This is a genomic window from Pseudomonas sp. Z5-35 (assembly GCF_051131945.1).
GTDB lineage: Bacteria > Pseudomonadota > Gammaproteobacteria > Pseudomonadales > Pseudomonadaceae > Aquipseudomonas > Aquipseudomonas marvdashtae.
The window spans coordinates 304,386-330,045 of sequence record NZ_CP071640.1 but is presented as its reverse complement, the minus strand read 5'-3'; the positions used below and the strand labels follow the sequence as shown (position 1 = coordinate 330,045).

General features: G+C 57.1%; 22 protein-coding genes. 3 read left to right on the top strand and 19 right to left on the bottom strand.

Going from position 1 to position 25,660, the window contains the following annotated elements:
* Window positions 1-55: 55 nt before the first annotated feature.
* From J3P95_RS01565 to J3P95_RS01550, 4 genes are all read right to left on the bottom strand, one after another.
* Window positions 56-1,084, bottom strand: coding sequence for an NAD-dependent epimerase/dehydratase family protein (locus tag J3P95_RS01565; protein WP_434579008.1), 1,029 nt, complete (start codon window positions 1,082-1,084; stop codon window positions 56-58).
* Window positions 1,085-1,095: 11 nt separating this feature from the next.
* A complete protein-coding gene (locus J3P95_RS01560) occupies window positions 1,096-2,367 on the bottom strand; it encodes a nucleotide sugar dehydrogenase (RefSeq protein ID WP_434579009.1) in 1,272 nt (423 codons plus the stop codon).
* Window positions 2,368-2,451: 84 nt separating this feature from the next.
* Window positions 2,452-4,002: a phenylalanine aminomutase (D-beta-phenylalanine forming) gene (locus J3P95_RS01555; protein ID WP_434579011.1), complete on the bottom strand. Its 1,551-nt coding sequence runs from the start codon at window positions 4,000-4,002 to the stop codon at window positions 2,452-2,454.
* Window positions 4,003-4,006: 4 nt separating this feature from the next.
* The gene (locus J3P95_RS01550) at window positions 4,007-5,233 is read right to left on the bottom strand and encodes an ATP-grasp domain-containing protein (RefSeq protein WP_434579013.1); all 1,227 of its coding nucleotides are present in this window, start codon (window positions 5,231-5,233) and stop codon (window positions 4,007-4,009) included.
* A 311-nt stretch (window positions 5,234-5,544) separates the two neighbouring features.
* Between J3P95_RS01550 and J3P95_RS01545 the strand changes: the two genes are divergently transcribed.
* Window positions 5,545-7,950: a penicillin acylase family protein gene (locus tag J3P95_RS01545; RefSeq protein ID WP_434579014.1), complete on the top strand. Its 2,406-nt coding sequence runs from the start codon at window positions 5,545-5,547 to the stop codon at window positions 7,948-7,950.
* Window positions 7,951-8,046: 96 nt separating this feature from the next.
* Here J3P95_RS01545 and J3P95_RS01540 read toward each other — a convergent pair whose 3' ends face one another.
* From J3P95_RS01540 to J3P95_RS01505, 8 genes are all read right to left on the bottom strand, one after another.
* Entirely contained in the window at window positions 8,047-8,934 is an 888-nt protein-coding gene (locus J3P95_RS01540) for an ABC transporter permease subunit (protein WP_434560148.1), read from the bottom strand.
* Complete coding sequence (locus J3P95_RS01535; RefSeq protein WP_434560146.1) at window positions 8,931-9,851, bottom strand: ABC transporter permease subunit; 921 nt, start codon at window positions 9,849-9,851, stop codon at window positions 8,931-8,933. The genes J3P95_RS01540 and J3P95_RS01535 overlap by 4 nt, the downstream gene beginning before the upstream one ends.
* Window positions 9,848-10,990 carry an ABC transporter ATP-binding protein gene (locus J3P95_RS01530; protein WP_434560144.1) on the bottom strand — a complete coding sequence of 381 codons (1,143 nt, stop codon included), beginning with the start codon at window positions 10,988-10,990 and terminating at the stop codon, window positions 9,848-9,850. The genes J3P95_RS01535 and J3P95_RS01530 overlap by 4 nt, the downstream gene beginning before the upstream one ends.
* A gap of 59 nt (window positions 10,991-11,049) precedes the next feature.
* The gene (locus J3P95_RS01525) at window positions 11,050-12,147 is read right to left on the bottom strand and encodes a polyamine ABC transporter substrate-binding protein (protein ID WP_434560142.1); all 1,098 of its coding nucleotides are present in this window, start codon (window positions 12,145-12,147) and stop codon (window positions 11,050-11,052) included.
* Between the two features lie 184 nt (window positions 12,148-12,331).
* Window positions 12,332-13,429, bottom strand: a complete 1,098-nt coding sequence (locus J3P95_RS01520; RefSeq protein WP_434581311.1) for a polyamine ABC transporter substrate-binding protein — start codon at window positions 13,427-13,429, stop codon at window positions 12,332-12,334.
* Between the two features lie 178 nt (window positions 13,430-13,607).
* Window positions 13,608-14,972, bottom strand: coding sequence for an aspartate aminotransferase family protein (locus J3P95_RS01515; RefSeq protein WP_434560140.1), 1,365 nt, complete (start codon window positions 14,970-14,972; stop codon window positions 13,608-13,610).
* Between the two features lie 57 nt (window positions 14,973-15,029).
* Entirely contained in the window at window positions 15,030-16,388 is a 1,359-nt protein-coding gene (locus J3P95_RS01510) for a glutamine synthetase family protein (protein WP_434560138.1), read from the bottom strand.
* A 40-nt stretch (window positions 16,389-16,428) separates the two neighbouring features.
* On the bottom strand, window positions 16,429-17,205 hold the full coding sequence (locus J3P95_RS01505) for a gamma-glutamyl-gamma-aminobutyrate hydrolase family protein (protein WP_434579017.1): 777 nt from the start codon (window positions 17,203-17,205) through the stop codon (window positions 16,429-16,431).
* Window positions 17,206-17,483: 278 nt separating this feature from the next.
* On the opposite strand from J3P95_RS01505, the gene J3P95_RS01500 reads away from it, so the two are divergent.
* Both J3P95_RS01500 and J3P95_RS01495 read left to right on the top strand, forming a co-directional pair.
* Window positions 17,484-18,860, top strand: coding sequence for a glutamine synthetase family protein (locus tag J3P95_RS01500; RefSeq protein ID WP_434560134.1), 1,377 nt, complete (start codon window positions 17,484-17,486; stop codon window positions 18,858-18,860).
* A 242-nt stretch (window positions 18,861-19,102) separates the two neighbouring features.
* Window positions 19,103-19,735 carry a TetR/AcrR family transcriptional regulator gene (locus J3P95_RS01495; RefSeq protein ID WP_434560132.1) on the top strand — a complete coding sequence of 211 codons (633 nt, stop codon included), beginning with the start codon at window positions 19,103-19,105 and terminating at the stop codon, window positions 19,733-19,735.
* A 75-nt stretch (window positions 19,736-19,810) separates the two neighbouring features.
* On the opposite strand, the gene J3P95_RS01490 is transcribed toward J3P95_RS01495, so the two are convergent.
* From J3P95_RS01490 to J3P95_RS01460, 7 genes are all read right to left on the bottom strand, one after another.
* Window positions 19,811-20,026, bottom strand: coding sequence for a TOBE domain-containing protein (locus J3P95_RS01490; protein ID WP_003177394.1), 216 nt, complete (start codon window positions 20,024-20,026; stop codon window positions 19,811-19,813).
* A gap of 106 nt (window positions 20,027-20,132) precedes the next feature.
* The gene (gene ssuB, locus J3P95_RS01485) at window positions 20,133-20,939 is read right to left on the bottom strand and encodes an aliphatic sulfonates ABC transporter ATP-binding protein (protein ID WP_434579020.1); all 807 of its coding nucleotides are present in this window, start codon (window positions 20,937-20,939) and stop codon (window positions 20,133-20,135) included.
* Window positions 20,936-21,718, bottom strand: a complete 783-nt coding sequence (gene ssuC / locus J3P95_RS01480) for an aliphatic sulfonate ABC transporter permease SsuC (protein WP_434579021.1) — start codon at window positions 21,716-21,718, stop codon at window positions 20,936-20,938. The genes ssuB and ssuC overlap by 4 nt, the downstream gene beginning before the upstream one ends.
* 7 nt (window positions 21,719-21,725) lie before the next feature.
* Complete coding sequence (ssuD, locus tag J3P95_RS01475) at window positions 21,726-22,874, bottom strand: FMNH2-dependent alkanesulfonate monooxygenase (protein ID WP_434579023.1); 1,149 nt, start codon at window positions 22,872-22,874, stop codon at window positions 21,726-21,728.
* 24 nt (window positions 22,875-22,898) lie between these two features.
* A complete protein-coding gene (locus tag J3P95_RS01470) occupies window positions 22,899-23,864 on the bottom strand; it encodes a sulfonate ABC transporter substrate-binding protein (RefSeq protein ID WP_434579025.1) in 966 nt (321 codons plus the stop codon).
* A gap of 91 nt (window positions 23,865-23,955) precedes the next feature.
* Complete coding sequence (ssuE, locus tag J3P95_RS01465; protein WP_434579026.1) at window positions 23,956-24,549, bottom strand: NADPH-dependent FMN reductase; 594 nt, start codon at window positions 24,547-24,549, stop codon at window positions 23,956-23,958.
* A 238-nt stretch (window positions 24,550-24,787) separates the two neighbouring features.
* On the bottom strand, window positions 24,788-25,426 hold the full coding sequence (locus J3P95_RS01460) for a peroxiredoxin (RefSeq protein WP_434579028.1): 639 nt from the start codon (window positions 25,424-25,426) through the stop codon (window positions 24,788-24,790).
* Between the last annotated feature and the right edge of the window lie 234 nt (window positions 25,427-25,660).

Below are 25,660 nucleotides of genomic sequence, written 5' to 3'. Positions count from 1 at the left end.
AAAGCGACATTAGCGCCACACGAACCTACGGACAACCTTAGGGTGAGCCAAATATCTAAGTATTGAGATTTTTAATATACCAATTTACGGTACTTTGCAGGCCAGTATCAACAGACACCCTAGGTATAAAGTTAAGCTCGCTTTTTATACGCTCTATATCCGCCAACGAATGTCGAATGTCGCCCTCTCGAAACGCTATTTTCGTTGGAATAAGATCGTAGCTCACCCCATAAAAACCAAGATGCGCCTTTATTATCAGGTAAAGCTCATTCAAAGAAGTCCGAGCATTCATGGCAACATTAAATATACGACTCTTTACAAATTCATTACTTATTGAAGCAAGGATATTGGCCTGTACTACATTCTCCACATAGCAGAAATCCCGACTCGTTTCGCCGTCGCCATGAATCACTATATTTTTCCTAGACATCATCAAACTGATCCATCTTGGTATCACTGCCGAATATTCTCCTTCTGTACTTTGCCGGGGACCAAATACATTAAAATACCTCAAACCAATAATTTTATGCTTACACTGTGACGAAAGCGCCTCTGCATATAACTCGTTTGCGCGCTTCGTAACTGCATAGGGTGAGAGTTGATTGCCTACTATCGACTCATATTTCTCAGCTCCTTCAGCGTCCCCATAAACCGAACTGGACGATGCATAGATAAAGCTTTTTACATCAGTGTCTTTCGAAGCGAGTAGAACATTCAAAAACCCTGTGACATTGACCTCATGGGTTTCCAATGGTTTTTTTAAGGATCTGGGAACTGAGCCCAATGCTGCATGGTGCAGTACGTGATCGACACCTTCCAAACTTTTACAGCAATCTTCGAAACACCTTATGTCCCCCTTGATCAAATTAAAATTCATCCATTGATGCTCAGCTATATTGCTCTTTACATCGTCAAGATTGGATTGTTGCCCTGTCGAAAAATTGTCTAACCCTACTACTCGCTGACCTGTGACGAGTAGACGCTCCAGCAAGTTAGAACCAATAAACCCTGCAACTCCCGTTATCAACCACGTCCTCTGCCTCACCTTTAATATGGAGTCCAACTCATCATTATAAAAACGCATGAAAACTCCGCTTAAAGGCGCAAATCGCTACATGATTTAGGAAGTATATATTTCAAGTCATAGATAATGCATGATGACTTGCCCCAAGAACGAATAGTACACTCATCAAAACGTCGAAACTCATCATGAGCGACGGCGATTAGCACTGCGTCATAAACTGCAATCACCGGGTACGAGATAAGCGTGACATCATACAAACTTAGCATCTCATCTTTGTCTGCACGGGGATCATATACATCAACCTCTATCTCACTGTCCTCCAATTTTCGAATAATATTGATTACTTTTGTATTACGAAGATCTGGACAATTTTCTTTAAAGGTAGCACCTAGGATCAATACTCGTGCCTTATGAAGCGTCTGCTGCCGGTAGAGCATCTGTCTAATCAGTTCGCCAACAACGTGATCAGCCATGCTTTCATTGACGCGCCGACTAGAAAGAGTTACCTGCGGATGATGGCCAACTTCCTGCGCCTTATATGCAAGGTAATATGAGTCCACTCCGATGCAGTGTCCACCGACCAAACCCGGCCTATAAGATACAAAATTCCATTTTGTCTCAGCCGCCTTTAATACTTCTTCAGTATCAATCCCAAGACGACTGAAGATCATACTAAACTCATTGATCAGCGCTACATTCACGTCTCTCTGAACGTTCTCAACAAGCTTTGCTGCCTCCGCAATTCGAATACTACTTACAGCATGAACGCCAGCAGGAATTATACTGGAATAGAGTTCAGCGATGAATTTACCCGCAGCAACAGTTGACCCGGAGACAAGCTTCGTTACTTTGGGAAGACCACGATCCTTATCCCCCGGATTTATTCTTTCCGGACTGTACCCCACAACAAACCCAGAGTTGAGTTTTAATCCTGAGACATACTCTACAATAGGAATGCATTCTTCTTCAGTAACTCCGGGATATACGGTCGATTCAAAGATAATTACATCCCCTTGCTTTACGACCTTTCCAAGCAGCTCACATGCTGTGGTCAACGGCTTTAAATTTGGCTTGCCCTCCTCAGCTGGGGTTGGAACCGCAACAACATATACATTATAGTTTCGCAGCTCTTCTACATCTGATGAGATCATCAAATTGTATGACTCATGCAGGCGCATCGCGGGAACCTCAAGGTTAGAATCTTCCCCCTCCAAGAGCTGCTCCACTCTCCGGCTATTTATATCGAACCCAAGCGTCGGATATAGACGTCCAAACTCAACTGCGAGTGGAAGCCCTACATATCCCAGCCCAATTACCGCTATTCGAGAACCATTTATGTCCATAAGCCACTCCGCTATGTTAGATATACTGGCGCAACACCGACATGATCAAGATTTAGCACATAGTCTCGACAGAACAGCGACAGCCTATGATGATTGCTCACAGCCTATTAACTCTTTGCTCAACCGTTCTAGATACTCTGTAAGAACCACATCTTCTTCTAGGAAAGGAATTATTCCCCTTACCTTATCGAACAATACTGATGTAGGTTCAGACAGCCCACGCGCCCCTCGTATCTCCACGGCTTGGCAAGCACATACAAGTTCAAAAGCGACTACGTATTTAGTATTCTCGAAAATTTCTCTCGCGCGCCTTGCGGCAACTAAACCAAACGAAACGATGTCCTGAAAGTCAGCTGTAGTAGAAAGCGACTGAATAGAGAGCGGTGTGCACAATGATCTGTTCTCAGCTGTTATGGAGGCAGACATGAACTGTCCTCCCATTAAGCCAAGTCTTAGCCCTGGGTTTTTACTACACAGGAAAGGCGGCAAGCCGTTGCTATGGGTGGTATCAAGGAACCTATCAATACGTCTATTTGCCAGGTTGGATAACGTGGTGAGTCCGATAGCTAAAAAGTCCATAGCCATCGCTACATATTGACCATGAAAATGTCCGTTGTGAAACACCTCATCAGACTCGGGGACAATCAATGGATTGTCATTAGAGGAGTTGAGCTCATTGTGCAGCACGTCATTTATGTATTTTAACGCATCAACAACCGGCCCAAGTATCTGAGGCGTGCACCTTATTGAATAAGCGTCTTCAATTTGGTTATCAGACGGCTTTATCGAGCCATCTTGCTCTGATTGTATCTTTCTCTGCGCATCTGATTCCTGAAGGATCAGTTCAGATGATTGCAGATAATCAAATATCTTTTCCGCTACTAGCATCTGCCCAGGGTGCGGCTTTAGCCGATGCACCTCCGGATCAAAGGGTTTTTTTATTGCGCGGAGCCCCTCGAAACTAAGAGCACTTATCAAACAATACTGGTCCAATAGGTTCTGCGTTTCCCTGACTAAACAGCAGGCAACACCCGTCATTCCCGACGTTCCGTTGATAAGAGCAAGGCCTTCCTTATAGCCCAAGCATGCGGCTTTCAGCCCCGCAAGCGTCAGAGCATCTCTTGCTGGCATAATTGTGCCTTCATACTTAGCCTTCCACTCACCTGTGCAGACTAAAGCTATACACGCTAGAGGTCCTAAGTCCCCGCTTGTCCCAAGCGACCCCTTCTCTGGTATACATGGTAGAATTTCGCTGTTATATAGGGAGACCAATAACTCTAGAACTTCTAGCGTTATTGCCGAATTTCCTCGGCACAATGAGTTAATTCGGGAAAGCATAATCGCCCTGGTTGTGACATCATCCAAGTACTCCCCTACATTTGTCGCAACTGACCTAATCAAATTCATTTGAAGTGTATTGGCATTCTCTACGGGCACATGCCAATTAACAAACCCGCCCATGCTTGTATTTACGCCATAAATTATTCTCCCCTCGCTTACGAACTGTTCGAGCTTGCGTCGGGATAGACTTACACGGGCCCGAACATTATCGCCCAGGCAAATTTTTGTTCCCAACCTTGCTATCTCAGCAAGATGAATTGGGGAAAGTTCTTCATCAACTCCAAAAACGAACATACATTTACCTCGGCTGAGTGCATATATTGATACGTCGTTCAATATTATCTGCGTGGGTCAGTGCCTCATCTCTCGTAGCACCTTGGGCAATAAAATACGCCACGCCACCACAGCCGTACTGGCTAGGAAAAACTTGGTCGCCCACCTTTAGCTCGCGGCCCCACCATTTAAATGAGTAGAAACCCTCGCACTCGTTCAAGCAGCCAAGATTAGCGATACTGTTAACTATTCCCGGCTTTGGAAATACAGATCTATTCACCATACCTCTTGAAAATTTTGGAATCAGCAAACTTGGGTCGATTTTTTCTCCCAACGCCTGCTGTATAGCAGCTTTCAAAATGTTAGTTCCGTTACTCAACGGGACCATTTCTGTCCCGAAGCGGGGACCACCTAAACGCGCAGCAATTTCTAGAATGTGCAGTCCTTTTTCAGCGTTATAAATTAGGTCCGCCTTGACCACGCCGTCACTTATTCCAAGCGACAAAGCTGCTTTTTCTACTAAGTTATGCATATCGTGCTTTATTTCTATCGATAGAACGGTAGGCATGATATCCCCTACCTCTACAAAATATGGGTCATGAGCTTCGTAGGAAAACACTCTATCCGATATGGCGGTCATATTGAATTCACCACCAACCATGAGACCTTCAGCGCTATGTTCACTGCCCACCACGTACTCATTCAGCATAATGTGCTTGTCAGTAGAGAATTTTTTACAATATATGTAGGCCTGTGAAAGACCATCCATATCGTAAACTTTGATTACCCCCTTAGAAGATGACTGATTAACAGGCTTTAAGATCACGGGAAACTTAAAATCGTTAACCTTCTTAAAAAGCTCGTCATGGGAGTTTATGACTGCAAAGGCTGGGGCCCGAATGCCATACTCTTTAAACGCTTCTGATCTTTTGTCTTTTAGCGTGGACTTTAAAGCCGAGTCTAATGAGACCGAGAACAACCCTAACTTCGTTGCTATCGTGGCGACTGAAATGGCGGCATCCCAACACAGGCTTATTACGCCGTCAATTTTAACTCCTTCCTCAATGAGTTTTTCCGCCGCCTTTAGTGCTGCTTCCGGCTCCTTCGAATTGGCCTCGATATAAAAGTCAGCCTCGGATGTCCCTATATCATCGGGGAATTCTGATATCAGGGCTACGTTGTAACCCCAACCTTTGATTGCGCCAATCACTTCCCCGCTCATGCCATTGCCGCACAACAAAATCGTTTTCATTGAGAACCACCACTAAAGGAATCCACTCGTAGGAAATTTACTACAGCCCTTTCGACTAAATATCCAAGTTCTGCGCCGCCCCAAATCGCCGACCAGAATGCATTGAAAAACCATTCATCTTTTATAGATTAGATATGAAAGCACCAGCAACATTATTCTTGTAGTGCAATTCCGATAGACATGCGGGATGCTTCCTAAGACAAGTTTTATTCTTGTAGGAAACAAGTCGCATAGCTGACTATTGTTTGTTTGTGGTCAATGATTTACGTTGTTTATCGATAACCTTCGGCAATTAGGAAATGGAATTTTTCATGAAACGCACCCTCATCGCCTTCCTGTCACTGGTCGTCACCGCCGTCATCGTCGCGGGCGGCTACCTCTACAGCAAGCAGCCCACCCGCCAGGGCACGGTGCAAGTGCAAGGGCTACAGGGCTCGGTGACGGTGCGCTACGACGAACGCGGCGTGCCGCACATCCGCGCCGAGAACGAAACTGATCTGTATCGCGCCCTCGGTTATGTCCATGCCCAGGACCGGCTGTTCCAGATGGAGATCATGCGCCGGCTCGCCCGCGGTGAACTGGCGGAAATCCTCGGGCCGAAGCTGCTCGACACCGACAAGCTGATGCGCAGCCTGCGCATTCGTGAGCGCGCCGCCAGCTACGTTGCCGAGCAGGATCGCCAGTCCCCGGCCTGGATCGCCACACAGGCGTACCTGGACGGCATCAACACTTATCAGCAAACCCATGCCCGGCCGCTGGAGTTCGATGTACTGGGCATTCCCAAGCGTCCGTTCACCGCTGAAGATACCGCCAGCATCGTCGGCTATATGGCGTACAGTTTTGCCGCCGCCTTTCGCACCGAACCCTTGCTGACCTATGTGCGCGACGAGCTTGGTGCCGATTACCTGAGCATCTTCGACCTCGACTGGCAGTCCCAGGGCGTTTTGCCGCAGAGTCCCGCAAGCGCTCCGTCACTGACCGCCACCGATTGGAAAGGCCTCAATGCCCTGGCGCGGCTGAGCGAGCAAGCCTTGGCCGATAACGGCCTGCCGCAGTTCGAGGGGAGCAACGCCTGGGCGGTTTCCGGCAGTCGCACCCACAGCGGCAAACCCCTGCTGGCGGGTGACCCGCACATTCGCTTTTCCGCGCCGTCGGTGTGGTACGAGGCGCACTTGTCGGCGCCAGGTTTCGAGCTCTACGGCCAATACCAGGCGCTGGTGCCCTTTGCAACGCTGGGCATGAACAAGGATTTCGGCTGGAGCATCACCATGTTCCAGAACGACGACCTGGACTTGATCGCCGAGAAGACCAACCCGGACAACCCTGAACAAGTCTGGTACCGCGACAAATGGGTGGACATGACCCGTAGCGAACAGCAGGTCGCGGTCAAGGGCCAGGCCCCCGTAACCCTGGTGCTGCGCCAGTCGCCCCATGGGCCGATCGTCAACGACGCCCTCGGCGCCAACGCCGGCAAGACCCCGGTCGCCATGTGGTGGGGGTTCCTGGAGAGTCGCAACCCGATCCTCGAAGCTTTCTACCAGCTCAACCGCGCCGACACCCTCGCCAAGGCCCGCGGCGCATCGGCCAAGATCCATGCCCCGGGGCTGAATGTGGTCTGGGCCAACGCCAAGGGCGATATCGGCTGGTGGGCCGCGGCGCAATTGCCTAAGCGGCCGGACGGCGTGAAGCCCGGTTTCATCCTCGACGGCAGCGCTGCTGAAGCGGAAAAAGAAGGTTTCTATCCTTTCAGCAGCAACCCCCAGGAAGAAAATCCGGCCCGGGGCTACGTTCTCTCGGCGAATTTCCAGCCGGTGCCGGCCAGCGGGATCGAGATTCCCGGCTACTACAATCTTCCCGACCGTGGCCAGCAGCTTGACCAGCAGTTGAGCGATAAGCAGGCCAAGTGGGACCTCCAGACCACCCAGAAGCTGCAATTGGGCACCACCACCGCTTATGGCCCGCGCCTGCTTGCGCCCTTGTTGCCGATACTGCGCGAAGCGGTCAGCGACCCGCAGGAGCGCAAATGGGTCGAGCAACTGGCCCAGTGGAAGGGTGACTATCCACTGGATTCGGTCAGCGCCACGCTGTTCAACCAAATGCTGTTCGACCTGGCCGACACCGCCCTGCGCGATGAACTGGGGGATGGCTTTTTCGAGACGGCGCTGTCGACCCGCGTGATTGACGCCGCGCTTCCACGCCTGGCCGCCGCCAAGGACTCGCCATGGTGGGATGATCGCTCGACACTGGGCACCGAAACCCGTGCGGATACGGTGATCAGAGCCTGGAACAAAACCGTGGTGCACTTGAAAGCCACCCTGGGCCAGGATGCCAGCCAATGGCAGTGGGGCAAGGCCCACACCCTGACCCACGGACATCCATTGGGCCAGCAAAGACCGCTGGACCGGATCTTCAATGTCGGCCCGTTCGCGGCGCCCGGCACCCATGAAGTACCCAACAATCTCTCGGCGAAGATTGGCCCAGCGCCCTGGCCAGTGACCTACGGCCCCTCCACCCGACGCATCATCGACTTCGGCGACCCGACCCACAGCCTCACCATCAACCCTGTCGGCCAGAGCGGCGTGCCGTTCGACAAACACTACGAGGACCAGGCCGAAGCCTACATCGAGGGCTTGTATCACCAGGCGCACCTGGCCGAGGAAGAAGTCACGGCCAATAGCCGCAGCACCTTGAAACTGCTACCCGCCAGGGCGGAGTGAATCTTTTGGCCATCAACCGCCCATGATGCGCTGAAGAAGTGAACGAACAGACCACTGCGGGAGCAAGCCTGCTCCCACAGTGGGTCGTGCGTCAGGTTAGACCGAAGCGGTCTCGGGCCGGCGTACCTGCGGTTGTTTCCAGGAATCGGCGGCACTTTCCTCGATGGCTTGCTGGATCGCCCGCTTGCGGTTTTCTTCGGCGCGACGGCTGAAGTACCAAACCAGGAAGGTCACCAGGGACACTGCCAACAGGATCAGGCTCGCCACGGCGTTGATCTCCGGCTTGACCCCCAGGCGTACCGCCGAAAACACTTCCATCGGCAAGGTCGTCGAGCCAGGGCCGGAAACGAAGCTTGCCAGCACCAGGTCGTCGAGGGACAAGGCGAACGACATCATGCCGCCCGCCGCCAGCGACGGCGCGATCATCGGGATGGTGATCACGAAGAACACCTTCCACGGCCGCGCCCCGAGGTCCATCGCCGCTTCTTCGATGGACAGGTCCAACTCACGCAAGCGCGCCGAGACCACCACCGCCACATACGCCGCGCAGAAGGTCGTGTGGGCGATCCAGATCGTGACGATGCCACGTTCCTGGGGCCAGCCGATCATTTGCGCCATCGCCACGAACAGCAGCAACAGCGAGAGGCCGGTGATCACTTCCGGCATTACCAGCGGCGCGGTGACCAGGCCACCGAACAGCGTGCGCCCCTTGAAGTGGGTGATGCGGGTCAGCACGAAGGCCGCCAGCGTACCGAGGGCTACCGCGGCAATCGCCGTGTAGCAGGCGATTTCCAGCGAGCGCATCACCGAGCCCATCAGCTGGCTGTTGTCCAGCAGGCCGACGTACCACTTGACCGACCAGCCGCCCCACACCGTCACCAGTTTCGAGGCGTTGAACGAGTAGATCACCAGGATCAGCATCGGCGCGTAGATGAACAGCAAACCCAGCACCAGCATCAGGCTTGAAAAACGGAAGCGCTTCATTCCTTGCCCTCCATTTCTTTGGCCTGGCTACGGTTGAACAAGATGATCGGCACGATCAGGATCGCCAGCATCACCACCGCCAGGGCGGATGCCACCGGCCAGTCACGGTTGTTGAAGAATTCCTGCCACAGCACTTTACCGATCATCAGGGTTTCCGGGCCGCCCAGCAGTTCCGGGATCACGAACTCGCCCACCACGGGGATGAACACCAGCATACAGCCTGCGACGATGCCGTTCTTGGACAGCGGCACGGTGATTTTCCAGAAGCTGTTGAAGGTGCTCGAGCCCAGGTCGGAGGCGGCCTCCAGCAGACTTTGGTCGTGTTTGACCAGGTTGGCGTACAGCGGCAGGATCATGAATGGCAAGTAGGAATAGACGACGCCTATGTACACCGCCAGGTTGGTGTTGAGGATTTGCAGCGGTTCGCTGATCCAGCCCATGCTCATCAAAAAGCCATTGAGCAAACCGTTGTTGCTGAGGATGCCCATCCACGCGTAGACGCGGATCAGGATCGCGGTCCAGGTCGGCATCATGATCAGCAACACCAACACCGTCTGCATCTCTTTACGGGCGTTGGCGATGGCGTAGGCCATCGGGTAGCCGATCAACAGGCACAGCACCGTGCTGATCAGGGCCATTTTCAGCGAGCCGAGGTAGGCAGCGATGTACAGCTCGTCCTCGCTGAGCATCACGTAATTGCCGAGGTTGAGCAGCACTTGCAGCTTCTGGTCGATGTAGCTATAGATCTCGGTGTACGGCGGGATGGCGACATCGGCTTCGGCGAAACTGATCTTCAATACGATGAAGAACGGCAACATGAAGAACAGGAACAGCCAGATGAAGGGCACCCCGATGACCAATTGACGGCCACCGGGCGTTATTCGGGCGAGTCGGCGTTTGAGTTTGCGCATGTTCATGAGCGAAGCACCACGCCGCTGTCGTCTTCCCACCAGACGAACACCTGGTCGCCCCAGGTCGGACGCTGGCCGCGACGCTCGGCGTTGGCCACGAATGACTGCACCAGCTTGCCGCTTGGCAATTCAACGTAGAACACCGAGTGGCCGCCCAGGTAGGCAATGTCATGGACCTTGCCGCTGGACCAATTGTGCTCACAGGTCGGCTGCTCGGAGGTAACGAGCAGTTTCTCCGGGCGAATGGCATAGGTCACGGCCTTGTCCTGCACCGAGGTGCTGATGCCGTGGCCGACGTAGATGTTGCGGTCCAGGTCCTTGCAGGCCAGCACCGCGTGGCCCTCGGCGTCTTCCACCACTTCGGTCTCGAAGATGTTGACGTTGCCGATGAACTCGCAGACCAGCCGGCTGGTCGGGGTCTCGTAGATGTCGATCGGGCTGCCGATCTGGGCGATCCAGCCCAGGTGCATGATCGCGATGCGCTCGGCCATGGTCATGGCTTCTTCCTGGTCGTGGGTCACCATGACGCAGGTCACGCCCACGCGCTCGATGATCTCCACCAGCTCAAGCTGCATTTGCGAGCGCAGCTTCTTGTCCAGGGCGCCCATCGGCTCGTCGAGCAGTAGAAGTTTCGGTCGTTTGGCCAAGGAACGGGCCAGGGCCACGCGCTGGCGTTGGCCACCGGAGAGCTGGTGCGGCTTGCGCTTGGCGTACTGGCTCATCTGCACCAGCTTGAGCATTTCGGCCACGCGGGCGTCGATCTCGGATTTCGAGATCTTGTCCTGTTGCAAACCGAAGGCGATGTTCTGCGCCACCGTCATGTGGGGAAACAAGGCGTAGGACTGGAACATCATGTTGATCGGCCGCTCATAGGGCGGCATGTCGGTGATGTCCACGCCATCGAGGAAAATCCGCCCCTCCGTGGGCCGTTCGAAACCTGCCAGCATGCGCAGCAAGGTGGATTTGCCCGATCCCGAACCGCCGAGCAAGGCGAAAATTTCGCCTTTCTTGATTTCCAGGGACACGTCGTCCACGGCAATCGTCTCGTCGAACTTTTTCGTGACCCGGTCGATCTTGACCAACACCTGCTTGGGTGTCTGGTCGCCCTCGAGGGCTTTCTTATAGGCGCCGGAGGCAACTGCCATTTACGAAACTCCCACAAAATTTGCAGCTCGCCCCACGCGGACGAACAAGAATGTTGACGTTATTTACCCGACTTGACCTTGGTCCAGCTGCGGGTCATGAGTCGTTGGATCTTGGGCGGCAACTCGGAGTTGACGTAGAGCTTGTCGACGACCGCTTGCGGTGGATAGACCGCCTCGTCGGTGCGTACTTCCTGGTCCATCAGTTCGCCGGCCTTGGGGTTCGGGTTGGCGTAACCGACGTAGTCGCTGACCTGGGCGATAACCTCGGGCTTGAGCAGGTAGTTGATGAACGCGTGGGCCTCCTTGACGTTGCTGGCATCGCGCGGGATTGCCAGCATGTCGAACCAGAGGTTGCCGCCTTCCTTGGGAATCACGTAGGCGATATCGACGCCCTTGCCGGCCTCGCTGGCCCGTTCGCGGGCCTGGAAAATATCGCCGGAGAAGCCTGCGGCCACGCAGATCTCGCCGTTGGCCAGATCGGAGATGTACTTGGAAGAGTTGAAATAGGTCACGTAAGGGCGAATCTTGAGCAGCTGGGCCTCGGCCTTCTTGTAGTCATCAGGGTTCTGGCTGTTGGGATCCAGGCCCAGGTAGTTGAGCATCGCCGGGATCATCTCATCAGCCGAATCAAGGAACGAAACGCCGCAGCTGGACAGTTTCTTGATGTTTTCCGGCTCGAACAGCATGGCCCACGAATCGATTTTATCGACGCCCAGGACTGCCTTGATCTTCTCGACGTTATAGCCGATGCCGTTGGTGCCCCACAGGTAAGGAACGGCGTACTGGTTGCCCGGGTCGTTCTTGTCCAGGCGCTTGAGCAGCGCAGGGTCGAGGTTGGCATAGTTGGGCAACTGCGCCTTGTCGAGCTTCTGGAACGCCCCGGCCTTGATCTGCTTGCCGAGGAAGTGGTTGGACGGCACCACCACGTCGTAACCGGTACGACCGGCCAGCAACTTGCCTTCCAGGGTTTCGTTGGAATCGAACACGTCGTAGACCGGCTTGATCCCTGAGGCTTTCTCGAAGTCCGCCAGGGTGGATTCGCCGATGTAGTCCGACCAGTTATAAATATGCACGGTGGAAGCGGCCTGGACACTGACGGCGAGCGTCAGGCCGGCACTGACCAGCAAGGCGTTGCGTAACAAAGAAAAAACAGGCACGTGGAGGTCCTCTTAAATAGTTGGGCCCAAGTTGCCCGCGTTACCGGGCAACGATGTGCCCTGCAACAAAACCGGCGCGCAACTTACCCTCGATAAACCGATCCAGCAAAACTTTTAGTTATTTAATTGCGCCTGTTGCCGCCGTCGCGGTGACCGCGGCAACAGGAGACTGCTTCAAGCCGGCTTATTTACCGGATTTGATTTTGGTCCAGCTGCGGGTCAGGAGCCGCTGGGTCGCAGCCGGCAGATCGCTGATGGCGTACAGCTTGGCCTTCACCTCGTCCGATGGATAAATGCTTGGGTCACCGGAGATTTCCTTGTCCACCAACGCGGTGGCGGCCTTGTTGCCGTTGGGGAAACGCACGTTATCGGTGATCTCCGCCATGATTTCCGGCTGCATGATGAAGTTCATCCACTTATAAGCGGCCTCGACGTTTTCGGCATCCTTGGGAATGGCGACCATGTCGTAGAACGAACCGGCACCTTCCTTGGGAATGGTGTAGGCCACTTTCACCTTGCCACCCGCTTCGGCAGCACGGCTCTTGGATTGTTCGATATCACCCGAATAGCCCACGGCTACGCAGATGTTGCCGTTGGCCAGGTCCGAAATGTACTTGGAGGAGTGGAAGTAACCGATCGATGGACGCAGCTTGAGGAACAGCGCTTCGGCCTCGGCCAGTTGCTTCTTGTCCTGGCTGTCGGTCGGGTAGCCCAGGTAATGCAGCGCCACCGGAATCATTTCGGTCGGCGAATCGAGGAAACTCACGCCGCAGCTCTTGAGCTTGGCGATGTTCTCGGGCTTGAGCAGGGTGTCCCAGGAGTCGATCTTGTCGACGCCCAATGCAGCCTTGACCTTCTCCGGGTTGTAACCGATGCCGATGGTGCCCCACATGTAGGGGAAGGCATGCTTGTTGCCTTGGTCGCTGGCATCGCCAACGGCCTTGAGCAGGTCGGTGTCCAGGTTCTTCCAGTTGGGCAGCTTGGACTTGTCCAGCTCCTGGTAGACGCCGGCCTTGATCTGCTTGGCAAGAAAGTTGTTCGACGGCACCACGACGTCATAGCCGGACTTGCCCGCCAGCAGCTTGGCCTCAAGCGTCTCGTTGCTGTCGAAGACGTCGTAGACGACCTTGATCCCCGTCTCCTTCTCGAACTTGGCAACCGTGTCCGGTGCGATGTAGTCCGACCAGTTATAGACGTGCAGCACTTTGTCGTCCGCCTGGACGGCGCCCGCCATCATGCCCGCCAGGGACATGGCGAGGAGGGTCTTGCCAGCTATCTTCATACCTAATGCCTTCATGGATTGATGCTCCAGTTATTCTTCTTAGCCACAGTTCAGTAGCCGGCTCGGGCAACTTGAACAATCGGTAGTCTGGCAAGTTACAGGCCAGGCTTTCAACAAAAGCCCTGCCTTTTATTCACCGGGCGAGGCCCATGCCGGCACCTCGCTCACAGCCTAGCATTTAGCTCTGCAACGCACTGAGCGTCAGGTCCAGGCATTGCCGTGCCTTGGCCACCAGCTCATCGATCTCGGCCTTGCTGATCACCAGCGGCGGAGCAATGATCATGGTGTCACCCACCGCGCGCATGATCAGCCCATTATCGAAGCAGAACTGCCGGCAGATCATGCCCACGCCCTTGCCTTCGTAGCGTTTGCGCGTGGCCTTGTCCTGGACCAGTTCGATCGCCCCCAGCAAACCGACACCGCGCACTTCACCCACCAGCGGATGATCGTTCAGTTCCCGCAGGCGTTGCTGCAAATAGGGTGCCGTTTCGCCGTGGACACGCTCGATGATCTTCTCGTCGCGCAAAATGCGGATGTTTTCCAGGGCCACTGCGGCGGCTACCGGGTGACCGGAGTAGGTAAACCCGTGGTTGAAGTCACCGCCTTCGTTGAGCACCGCGACCACATCGTCGCGCACGATCAGGCCGCCCATGGGGATATAGCCAGAGGTCAGGCCCTTGGCAATGGTCATCATGTGCGGTTTCAACCCGTAATAGTCGGTACCGAACCACTCACCCGTGCGGCCAAAACCGCAGATGACCTCATCGGCGACGAACAGGATGTCGTACTTGGCGAGGATTTCTTTCATGCGCGGCCAGTAGCTATCCGGCGGCACGATCACACCGCCTGCGCCCTGGATCGGCTCGGCAATAAAGGCGCCGACGTTGTCGACGCCGATTTCGAGGATTTTTTCTTCCAGTTGATTGGCCGCCCAGAGACCGAACTCTTCGGGGCTCATGTCGCCGCCTTCGCCGAACCAGTAGGGTTGGGCAATGTGGACGATGCCCGGGATCGGCAAGTCGCCCTGCTCGTGCATATAGGTCATGCCGCCCAGGCTCGCGCCGGCCACGGTCGAGCCGTGATAGCCATTCTTGCGGCTGATGATGACTTTCTTGTTCGGCTGGCCCTTGATCGCCCAGTAGTGGCGGACCATGCGCAACATGGTGTCGTTGCCTTCGGAGCCGGAACCGGTGAAGAACACGTGGTTCATGCCTTCCGGGGCGATGTCGGCGATGGCCTTGGACAGTTCCAGCACCGGCGGGTGGGCGGTCTGGAAGAACAGGTTGTAGTACGGCAGCTCGCGCATCTGCTGGCTGGCGGCGTCGGCCAGCTCATCGCGACCGTAGCCGACGGCCACGCACCAGAGCCCGGCCATGCCGTCGAGAATCTTGTTGCCTTCACTGTCCCAGAGGTACACGCCCTTGGCGTGAGTAATGATGCGCGGGCCTTTCTCTTTGAGCTGCTTGAAGTCGCTGAAGGGTGCCAGGTGGTGATCGCTGCTCAGGGCCTGCCATTCACGGGTTTGCGGATTGTTGCGGGTCATGCGAATTCTCCTTTTATTCCATTGGGGGCGGGGCCCATGGCAGCCCCGCCCGGCGCATCAGACGGCAAAGAGCAGGAATTCCCGCTCCCACGAACTGATGACGCGCTTGAAGTTTTCATGCTCGGCCCGCTTGACCGCGACGTAGCCCGTGATGAATTTCTTGCCTAGGTACTTCTCGATGGTGGAGCTGTTTTCCATGCGCTCCAAGGCATCTTCGATGGTCAGCGGCAAACGCAGGTTCCGGCGTTCATAGCCACGGCCGATTACCGGCGCACTCGGATCGATGCCCTCGACCATGCCGATGTAGCCGCACAGCAGGCTCGCGGCAATCGCCAGGTACGGATTGGCGTCGGCGCCCGGCAAGCGGTTTTCCACCCGGCGGTTCTGCGGGCCGGCATCCGGCACGCGCAGGCCCACGGTGCGGTTTTCTTCGCCCCATTCGACGTTCACTGGCGCCGAGGTGTCGGGCAGGAAACGGCGGAACGAGTTGACGTTGGGTGCGAACAGCGGCAGCAGCTCGGGGATGAATTTCTGCAGGCCACCGATGTGGTGCAGGAACAATTCACTCATGGTCCCGTCTTCGTTGGAGAAGACGTTCTTGCCGGTTTCCTTGTCGATGATGCTCTGGTGCAAGTGCATCGCACTGCCCGGCTCGCCGGTCATGGGCTTGGCCATGAAGGTGGCGGCCACGTCGTGCTTGAGCGCCGCCTCGCGCATGGTGCGCTTGAACACCAGGATCTGGTCGGCCAAGGACAGGGCGTCGCCGTGACGGAAGTTGATTTCCATCTGCGCGGTGCCGTCCTCATGGATCAGCGTATCGAGGTCCAGTTCCTGCAATTCGCACCAGTCATAGACGTCTTCGAACAGTGGGTCGAATTCGTTGGCGGCTTCGATGGAGAACGACTGGCGACCCGTTTCCGGCCGGCCGGAGCGGCCAATGGGCGGCTGCAGAGGAAAGTCGGGGTCGTCGCTGCGCTTGGTCAGGTAGAACTCCATTTCCGGCGCGACAATCGGCTGCCAACCCTTGTCGGCGTAAAGCTTGAGCACCTTCTTGAGCACGTTGCGCGGCGACAGCTCGATGGGGTTGCCTTGCTTGTCATAGGAGTCGTGGATGACCTGGGCAGTGGGCTCGATGGCCCAGGGCACAAGGAACACGGCGTTCTCATCCGGGCGACAGATCATGTCGATATCGGCCGGGTCGAGCAGTTCGTAATAGATGTCGTCTTCGACATAGTCGCCCGTCACGGTCTGGAGCAGAACGCTCTCGGGCAGGCGCATGCCTTTCTCGGCGATGAACTTGTTGGTCGGCGAGATCTTGCCCCGGGTAATGCCGGTCAGGTCGCCAATCATGCATTCGACTTCTGTGATCTTGTGGTCTTTCAACCAATCGGTGAGCTGGTCGAGGTTGTTACTCATAAATGCCTCTAGGCGTGAGTTTCCTGGCTGCTATTAGTAGTCAGGCGTTGTTTGACGCATCGGCGTCGCGTTGTGTTGCCCTTGCTCGGCAGGCATCGCCAAATGCCTGGAAAATCGCAAGGTAGTACGCATTAGAGCCTACCGCCCATTCAGGATGCCATTGCACACCCAAAGCAAAAGTCTTGCCTTGTGCAACCGAGAGCGCCTCGATCAGGCCATCCGGCGCCAGTGCTTCGGCCCGCAGCCCCGGTGCCAGACGCTCGATGCCCTGGCTATGGATCGAGTTGACGTCGATCATCGGCGGCAAGCCCAGGCCCGCGAGAACGCCGCCGGGCTGGATGTGCACAGCATGGGCCGGACCATACTGGACCTCCACCGGCTGGGTGTCGTCTTCACGATGATCGATAAAGGTTCCGACTTCATGAACTTTCTGATGCAGGCTGCCGCCAAAGGCAACGTTCATTTCCTGGAAACCGCGGCAGATGCCGAGCACCGGAACGCCCGCATCGACAGCGGCACGGATCAGCGGCAAGGTGATGGCATCCCGTGCAGGATCATGAGCAGTGCCTGGCGCGCTGGCCGGGCCCTGATAGTGAAAAGGTTCTACATTGGAAGGGGAGCCGGTAAAAAGAATACCGTCCAGGGCGTCCAGAATCTCGGACGGTGAAAACAGGTCTGCCATCGAGGGGATCAGCACGGGCAGGCCCTTGGCAGCTGTTGCCACGGCCCGGGCATATTTGTCGCCAGTGGTGTGATACGCATGCAAACCAATCTGCTTGGAACAGGTGGTGACGCCGATTAACGGCAGGCGAGACATGAAGCACCCCGGTATTACTGCTGTTATGGGTTTGAATCGAGCTTAGCCTTGTTCATTTTTTTACACAACACCCCCGTAAAAAATACAACACGGCACGCTCAAGCCTGCGGGCGGCAAGCCCGTTGCGGGGCAAAAAACGCCCCAAATTGCCCCAAAAAAGCCCTGCAGGTGCTTTTTTAGGGCAAAAAAGCCCCCGCTTGACTTCGGCATGCCGTTCGGGTTGACTGGGTTTCAAAGCAATCAATGATTGATATTTTTAACAACAAAGGTGTTGCATCATGTCGGTACCCCCGCGTGCCGTTCAGCTTAACGAAGCGAACGCGTTCCTTAAGGAACATCCTGAGGTTCTGTACGTTGACCTTCTGATTGCGGATATGAATGGTGTGGTGCGCGGTAAGCGCATCGAACGCACCAGCCTCCACAAGGTTTACGAGAAAGGCATCAACCTGCCGGCCTCTTTATTTGCCCTGGATATCAATGGCTCTACGGTGGAAAGCACCGGCCTGGGCCTGGACATCGGCGATGCCGACCGGATCTGTTATCCAATCCCTGACACCCTGTGTAACGAGCCTTGGCAGAAGCGCCCGACGGCGCAACTGTTGATGACCATGCACGAACTCGAAGGCGAACCTTTCTTCGCCGACCCGCGTGAAGTGCTGCGCCAAGTCGTGACCAAGTTCGATGAGATGGGCCTGACCATCTGCGCGGCGTTCGAGCTGGAGTTCTACCTGATCGACCAGGAGAACGTGAATGGCCGCCCGCAACCGCCTCGCTCGCCGATCTCCGGCAAACGCCCGCATTCGACCCAGGTCTACCTGATCGACGATCTCGACGAATACGTGGATTGCCTCCAGGACATCCTCGAAGGTGCCAAGGAGCAAGGCATTCCCGCCGACGCCATCGTCAAGGAAAGTGCCCCGGCGCAGTTCGAAGTGAACCTGCACCACGTCGCCGACCCGATCAAGGCCTGCGACTATGCGGTCCTGCTCAAACGCCTGATCAAGAACATCGCCTACGACCATGAAATGGACACCACCTTCATGGCCAAGCCGTATCCGGGCCAGGCGGGCAATGGTCTGCACGTTCACATCTCGATCCTGGACAAAGAGGGCAACAATATCTTTGCCAGCGAGGATCCCGAGCAGAACGCCGCGCTGCGTCACGCGATCGGCGGTGTGCTCGAGACCCTGCCCGCGCAGATGGCTTTCCTCTGCCCGAACGTCAACTCCTACCGTCGTTTCGGTGCTCAGTTCTATGTGCCGAACTCGCCGACCTGGGGCCTGGACAACCGCACCGTGGCCCTGCGCGTACCCACCGGTTCCTCCGATGCCGTGCGCCTGGAACACCGTGTCGCCGGCGCCGACGCCAACCCTTATCTGCTGATGGCGGCGGTATTGGCGGGCGTGCACCATGGCCTGGTCAACAAGATCGAGCCCGGCGCGCCGGTGGAAGGCAACAGCTACGAGCAGAACGAGCAAAGCCTGCCGAACAACTTGCGCGATGCCCTGCGTGAGCTGGACGACAGCGAAGTCATGGCCAAGTACATCGATCCGAAATACATCGATATCTTCGTGGCCTGCAAGGAAAGCGAGCTGGAGGAATTCGAACACTCCATCTCCGACCTTGAGTACAACTGGTACCTGCATACCGTGTAAATGGTTGCAGTAAAAAAGAAAACGCCGCAGGCCTCCAGGGCCGCGGCGTTTTTTTTTCGCCGTTCCCGTGGTGAGGGAGCTTGCTCCCGCTGGGCTGCGCAGCGGCCCCGGCTTTTTGCGATTGCTGCGCAATCGAGCGGGAGCAAGCTCCCTCGCCACGGGAAATCCCATCCGACATGAAGCAGTTATGGACCCCGCGTTCGCTCTGCGTACAATGCCCGGCAGCCCCGCAGGAGACCTCCATGACGCGCATCGCCACCCCACGCAAACCTCGCGCCCGCAGCCAGGCCCGGATCGACTCGATTCTCGACGCCGCCCGTACGCTGCTCGCCGCCGAAGGCGTGGCCAGCCTGTCGATCTACAGCGTCGCCGAGCGCGCCGGGATCCCGCCCTCCTCCGTGTATCACTTTTTCGCCAGCGTCCCGGCCTTGCTCGAAGCCCTGACCGCCGATGTACACGCGGCCTTCCGCGCCTGCCTGCAAGCGCCAATCGACCATGCCGCGCTGAACCACTGGCACGACCTGTCGCGGCTGGTGGAGCAGCGGATGCTGATGATCTACAGCGACGACGCCGCCGCGCGGCAGTTGATCCTGGCCCAGCATGGCCTGGCCGAAATCACCCAGGCTGACCGTCAGCACGACCTCGAGCTGAGCGACTTGATGCATAAGCTTTTCGACCGCCACTTCGCATTGCCGGCCCTGCCCGGCGACGTCGATGTGTTTGCCCTGGCGATGGAACTGGGCGACCGCGTCTACGCCCGCTCGGTGCAGCAACACGGGCAGATCACCCCACGCATGGCAGAGGAAGGCATGCGCGTGTTCGATGCGTACCTGGGGCTGTATCTGCCACCGTATTTGCCCAAGCGTTCGAATTGATCGTTCCCACGCTCGCGTGGAAACGAAAAAGCCCCGAAGGGCTCACGCCGTCCGGGGCTGTGGGTGAGGCATCGCTTACAACTTGGCGATAGACACCTCGGTGGATTTCACAAACGCAATCACTTCGCTGCCAATCGCCAGTTCCAACTCCTTGACCGAGCGGGTGGTGATGACTGAGGTCACGATGCCGGAAGCGGTCTGCACGTCGATTTCCGACAACACGTCGCCTTCGACGATTTCCTTGATGGTGCCTTTGAACTGGTTGCGTACGTTGATGGCCTTGATAGTCATGGTCTTTCTCCTAGGGTCGAAATGAGCTGCAAGCTTCGAGCTACAAGCTGCAAGTAAGAGCACTGCGCTTCTTCTTGCAGCTTGTAGCTTGCCGCTTGAAGCTGCTTCATTGCGCCCACCGTAACTGCGTGGGCAAGGGTGAAATGGGTTCGGGTTCCGGCGGTTGGCCGGGCAAGGACAACACGCGATTGAGCACTTCGGTTTCCAGGCTCGCCAGCCGATGGGAGCCGCGAGCACGTGGACGTGGCAGGTCGATGGCCAAGTCGAGGCCGATCTGGCCGTCTTCGATCAGGATCACCCGGTCGGCAATTGCCACCGCTTCACTGACGTCATGGGTCACCAGCAGTACGGTGAAACCGTGTTGCTGCCACAGGCGTTCGATCAATTGCCGCATCTCGATCCGTGTCAGCGCATCGAGCGCGCCCAAGGGCTCATCGAGCAACAACAGGCGCGGTTGATGGATCAGCGCGCGGGCCAAGGCCACTCGCTGTTTCTGCCCGCCGGACAACGCCGCCGGCCACTCATGGGCGCGATCAGCCAACCCTACGGCCTCCAGCGCCTGCAAGGCTTGCGGCCGCCAATTGCTTTTGAGCCCAAGGTCAACGTTATCGATGATCTTTTTCCACGGCAGCAGACGCGCCTCCTGGAACATCAGTCGCGTGTCCTCCCGTGCAGCATCCAGCGACGCCGAACCGGACAACAGCTGGCCGCCCGTGGGTTGATCGAGGCCTGCCAGCAATCGCAACAACGTACTCTTGCCGCAGCCGCTGCGACCGACCACCGCGACGAACTGCCCAGCCGGAACGTGCAAATCAATGTCACGCAGCACTTGGCGCGAGCCAAAAGACTTTTGCAGATTGCGCACCGCCAGCGCAATGCCCCGCAGCAGGCGCGGCGGTTGTTGGGCGGTCATGCGACACCTCCCTTGTTCACTTGGTACGCCGGGTGCCAGCGCAGCCAGACCCGTTCGAGGCCACGGGCGGCAAGGTCGGCCAATTTGCCGAGTACGGCGTACAGGAGAATCGCCAGCACCACCACATCGGTTTGCAGGAATTCCCGGGCATTCATCGCCAGGTAGCCAATGCCGGAACTCGCCGAGATGGTTTCCGCCACGATCAGCGTCAGCCACATGAAACCCAGGGCAAACCGCACGCCCACCAGGATCGAAGGCAAGGCGCCCGGCAGGATCACTTGGCGAAACAGACTGAAGCCGGACAAGCCGTAGCTGCGCGACATCTCCACCAGTGCCGGATCGACGTTACGGATGCCGTGGTAGGTGTTGAGGTAGATAGGGAACAGCGTGCCCAGCGCGACCAGGAAAATCTTCGCTGACTCATCGATGCCGAACCACAGGATCACCAGTGGAATCAGCGCCAGGTGCGGCACGTTCCGGACCATCTGCACGGAGCTGTCCAACAGTCGCTCGCCCCATTTCGACAGGCCGGTGATAAAACCCAGCGCCAAGCCGATGCCGCCGCCAATCAAAAAGCCGACTGCGGCGCGCCAGCCGCTGATCGCCAGGTGCGTCCAGATTTCGCCGCTGCGCACCAGGCTCACTCCGGCCTCGATCACCGCTGACGGCGCCGGCAGAATTCGCGTGGATAACCAGCCCGCCGATACCGACAATTGCCACACCGCCACCAACAATAGCGGCACCGCCCAGGGCGCGAGGTTGTGGATGATTTTCTTCATGGCTGCCTCAGCTCTGGGACGCGGCTTTGGGCAGGATGTCGTTGGCGACCATTTCACCGAACGGGCTCACGTAGCCTTGGCTCTTTGGCAGCTCGGGACGCTCGACGTCCAGGTGCGGGAACAGCAGCTCCGCGACCCGATAGGATTCTTCCAGATGTGGATAACCGGAGAAGATGAAGGTGTCGATGCCAAGGTCGGCGTATTCCTTGACCCGCGCGGCCACGGTCGGGCCATCGCCCACCAGCGCCGTACCGGCGCCGCCCCGGACCAGGCCGACGCCGGCCCACAGGTTGGGGCTGACTTCCAATTTATCGCGCCGGCCACCGTGCAGCGCGGCCATGCGCTGCTGGCCCACCGAGTCGAAGCGCGCCAGCGACGCCTGGGCCCGGGCGATGGTCTCGTCGTCCAGATGAGAGATCAACCGATCCGCCGCTTGCCAGGCTTCGGCGTTGGTTTCACGCACAATCACGTGCAGGCGGATGCCGAAGCGCACGGTGCGCCCCAGCTTCGAGGCCTTGGCTCGCACCTGGGCAATTTTTTCCGCGACAGCGGCCGGCGGCTCGCCCCACGTCAGGACCATTTCCACTTGCTCGGCGGCCAGGTCCTGGGCGGCTTCGGACGAGCCGCCAAAATACAGCGGCGGACGCGGTTGCTGGATCGGCGGATAGAGCAATTTGGCGCCCTTCACACTGATGTGCTCACCGTCGTAGTCCACGGTCTCGCCTTCGAGCACCCGGCGCCAGATGCGGGTGAATTCCACGGACGCCTGATAGCGTTGTTCATGATCAAGGAACAGCCCATCGCCGGCCAGCTCGTCCGGGTCGCCACCGGTGACCAGGTTGAACAGCGCCCGCCCGCCGGACAACCGGTCGAGGGTCGCGGCCTGCCGCGCCGCTACCGTCGGGGAGATGATCCCGGGGCGCAGGGCAACGAGGAGCTTCAGGCGCTGGGTCACGGGAATCAACGAAGCGGCCACCAGCCAGGAGTCTTCGCAGGAACGACCGGTGGGGATCAATACCCCGCCGAAACCCAGCCGATCCGCCGCTTGGGCGATTTGTTGCAGATAACCGTGATCAACAGCGCGAGCGCCTTCAGCGGTGCCAAGGTAATGGCCATCGCCGTGGGTGGGCAGGAACCAGAAGATATTGAGGCTCATGGAGTGGTCTCCTAAGGGATCGAATTACTGCGCGTTCGCAACGGCCGCCGGCGGCGTCCAGATCACGTCCTTGATGCTCAAGGGCTTGGGAATCAATTTGAGCTGGTGGAAGCTGTCGGCGATTTTCTGTTGCGCCGCCACCACCTCCGGGGTGAGAAACAGCGCCCCGTAGCCTTGGCGCTTGACGGAAGTGAGCGTGATGTCGGCAGGCAGGCCGAGCAGCGGCGAGACTTGCTGGGTCACGTCTTCAGGATTGGCCTTGGACCACTCCCCCACCGCGCGCACCTCTTCCACCAGCGTCGTGATCACTTGGGGATTTTTTTGCGCATAGGGTTTGGTGGCCAGGTAGAACTGGTGGTTGTCGACGATGCCCTTGCCGTCGCGCAGGGTGCGCGCTTGCAACTGTTGTTCGGCGGCAGCCTGGTACGGATCCCAGATGACCCAGGCGTCCACGCTGCCGCGTTCGAACGCGGCACGGGCGTCGGCCGGCGGCAGGAAAACGGTCTGGATATCGGTGTACTTGAGGCCGGCATCTTCGAGGGCACGAACCAGCAGGTAATGCACGTTGGAGCCTTTGTTCAGCGCGACTTTCTTGCCTTTGAGGTCTTGCACCGACTGGATGGGCGACCCCTTGGGCACCAGAATCGCCTCGCTGTTTGGCGCCGGGGGCTCGTAAGCGACATAGAGCAGGTCGGCGCCCGCGGCCTGGGCGAACACCGGCGGGGTTTCGCCGGTCACGCCAAAATCGATGGAGCCGACGTTCAAGCCTTCAAGCAGCTGCGGGCCGCCGGGGAACTCGGTCCATTGCACGTCCACGCCAAGGGCTGCGAGGCGTTTTTCCAAGGTGCCCTTGGCCTTGAGCAGCACCAGCGTGCCGTACTTCTGATAACCGATCCGCAAGGTTTCGGCTTGAGCCTGGGTGATGGCGCCGAAGGACACAGCCGCAGCAAACAGAGCGACCAGCCCGCGACGCAAAATGACAGTGCGCATGGCGCCTCTCCTTTTTGCTGTGGGGTTTTGGTTGCACCTGCTTGGCCGTTGACGGCTGAGTAAGGTGAGTTGAATCGGTGGTGTTTCGGATTTAAATGCTCCAGCGAGCACTCAGCAAACGTTCGTTCAATACATGCGGGTCCAACGGCCTGGGCCGACGGGCCATGGCGCTGAAAAACTGTTCCAGTGCCTCATCCAGGCGCTGTTGCAGGGCCGGCGCCAATTGCGCCTGGGCACTGCCTTCGCCGTAGGCGATCTGGCTGTCTTCGGCAAAGATCCCGTGAAGCATTTCCTGGGCCTTGAGCGCTGACAATACCGGCTTGAGGGCGTAATCCACCGCCAGCATGTGGGCGATGCTGCCGCCGGTTGCCATGGGTAGCACAACCTTATGGGCCAGTGCGCGCTCCGGCAGAAGGTCCAGCACAGTCTTCAATGCGCCGGAAAAAGATGCCTTGTAAACCGGCGTTGCGATCAACAGCCCATCGGCGTTTTCGATCTGGGCGAGCAGGTCTATCACCTTGAGGCTGTCGAAGCGGGCATGGAGCAAATCTTCGGCCGGAAAATCCCGCACCTGATAGCTCACCACTTCCACACCCTGCTGTTGCAACCAACGCTGCGAGCGCTCCAACAGCACGCCTGAACGGGAGCGCTGGCTGGGACTGCCACCGAGTGAGACGACCAACATGCCTACCCTTCCTTAACTGTCACGTGCGATTCGCGGTGGGCGATCTCGCTGTATGGAGCAAACCATAACAGCGGATTTATATATCTTTAAATCATATTTATTCATTTGGTTATTCGATAAAGAGATATAGAAATACTTTATTCGAGGCGTAAAAAAAGGCCGTCGGAACGGCCAAAAACCCTTGGTGCACAGGTGTAGATCGTCCCCACGCCCTGCGGGGGAACGATCTCTTCGATGACTACTTGTTGGGCTGCGGTGTCAGGCGCAGGTAGGGTTTCACGGCGCGATAGCCCTTCGGGAAGCGCTGCTTGAGTTCTGCTTCATCCTTGAGCGACGGCACGATTACCACTTCGTCGCCGTCCTGCCAGTTGGCCGGCGTGGCAACCTTGTAGTTGTCAGTCAGTTGCAAGGAGTCGATCACCCGCAGGATTTCATTGAAGTTGCGGCCGGTGCTGGCCGGGTAGGTGATGGTCAGCCGAATTTTCTTGTTCGGGTCGATCACGAACAGCGAGCGCACGGTCAACGTGTCACTGGCGTTGGGGTGGATCAGGTCGTACAGGTCCGACACTTTGCGGTCGGCATCGGCCAGGATGGGGAAGTTGACCACGGCATTCTGGGTTTCGTTGATGTCCTCGATCCACTTGTGGTGCGAGTCCACCGGGTCTACCGAGAGGGCAATGGCCCTGACCCCACGCTTGGCGAACTCGTCCTTGAGCTTGGCGGTCAGGCCCAGCTCGGTGGTGCACACCGGAGTGAAATCCGCCGGATGGGAGAACAACACGCCCCAGCTGTCGCCGAGCCATTCGTGGAAGCGAATCGTGCCGACGCTGGAATCCTGTTCGAAATCGGGGGCGATATCGCCAAGTCTGAGGCTCATGGTTCGGCTCCTGGTTGGTTTTGTGAGCCCAACTGTGCACCGGTTTTGATTACTTGAAAAAGAATGAATATCCATTTATTTATACTCATAGCGAATATAAAAAACTGTTCACTGGCGCCAGTGAACATAGCAACCGAAGATCACCCCCGAGGTTCGAGAAGGCCTCGAGTTGCTGAAAGAGGAGAAGGTTCGGGAAAGGCTACAGGGGTGGGCCTGACCCGAAACGCAAAAGCC